The organism is Mediterranea sp. An20, assembly GCF_002160055.1.
In the GTDB taxonomy this organism is placed as follows: Bacteria; Bacteroidota; Bacteroidia; order Bacteroidales; family Bacteroidaceae; genus Bacteroides; species Bacteroides avicola.
Genome location: NZ_NFJV01000074.1, coordinates 1 through 1,083, shown reverse-complemented (window position 1 = coordinate 1,083; position 1,083 = coordinate 1). Strand labels below are relative to the sequence as shown.

General features: G+C 60.8%; 2 protein-coding genes. Both read right to left on the bottom strand.

Annotated features, from left to right (window positions below):
• A partial coding sequence (locus tag B5F34_RS17170) for a hypothetical protein (protein ID WP_140393032.1) occupies window positions 1–427 on the bottom strand: 427 nt, incomplete at its 3' end.
• Window positions 428–712: 285 nt separating this feature from the next.
• The coding region (locus B5F34_RS17660; RefSeq protein ID WP_087340945.1) for a transcriptional regulator at window positions 713–1,083 on the bottom strand (371 nt) is incomplete at its 5' end.

Genomic DNA, 1,083 nt, shown 5'->3' with positions numbered 1-1,083 from the left:
ACTCATCCGTTTCGGGAGAAGGGCTACCATAGAAATAGTCCGTCAGGCAGCGGCAGAGGGAGGTCTGCAGCAGGCCTGAGCATCCGGTGGGGGCCGGGCAACGGTCCACGACTGCCTCCGCCAGTTGGTACCAGCGGTCCGAACGTTCCAGGTCCGACACCAGCGTGACGCCGTTCAGCAGGTCGAACGAAGAGGACAGCAGGCGCAGGCGGGACACAGGACCGGTAGTCCCGCTGCGGACTTCGTCCAGCATCCGGTCGAAAAGCCGGAGGCCCCGGGAACGGCACTCGGACAGGCTCTGCGGGAGACCGGGAAGACCGGGATTCACACCCATCGAAAGAAGGGCGTAGAGTGAGCGGTATAGGGTCCCTCCAGCCCCTCCAACCTCCCCCGAAGGGGAGGCTTTAGGATGTTTGTTATTCAACATAGTAATTGGTATTCTTAAGCTCCCCTTTCGGGGGGAGTTGAGGGGGCTGCCCACCAACCTCCCCCCAGACTGTCCGAAAACCTATCAGCTACTATCATTCTGTCATGGCGAGCGAAGTCGAGCCATCTCACTAAATCTACAGGAACGTGTCTTGAGATCCCTCGACTGCGCTCGGGATGACAGAATGATAGTGTCGGAAGAGTTCTCGGACAATCTCACCCGTAGTTCAGTCATAAGCTCCCCCTTCGGGGGGAGTTGAGGGGGCCATGGGAGGAGTTGAGGGGGCTATGGCACATCCATCACCCGTATGAATTCCGGGGCCACCTCGATACCCGCCGTAATCAGGTTGGGGATTTCCACCAGCAGGCGGCGGACCTTCGAACCGCGGACGGAGAGAAGGCGGCCTTCGTAACCGTCCAGGGGACCGCCGACAATGCGGACCGTACGACCGCACATCGCAGGCGTCAGCTCGCCGGGAAGGTAATAGCGGGGGGAGTCCGTGGAACGGACGGCACGGATGAAACGCTCCATCTCGGTGTCGCCCACCACCATCGGACGGCAGTAGCCACCGCGAACGTAACGGTACTGGAGCGTGGAAAGTTCCTCCACGTAGGGGTCGAGGGCCTCGCGCGTGGAATGAACAAACAACAGGTCCG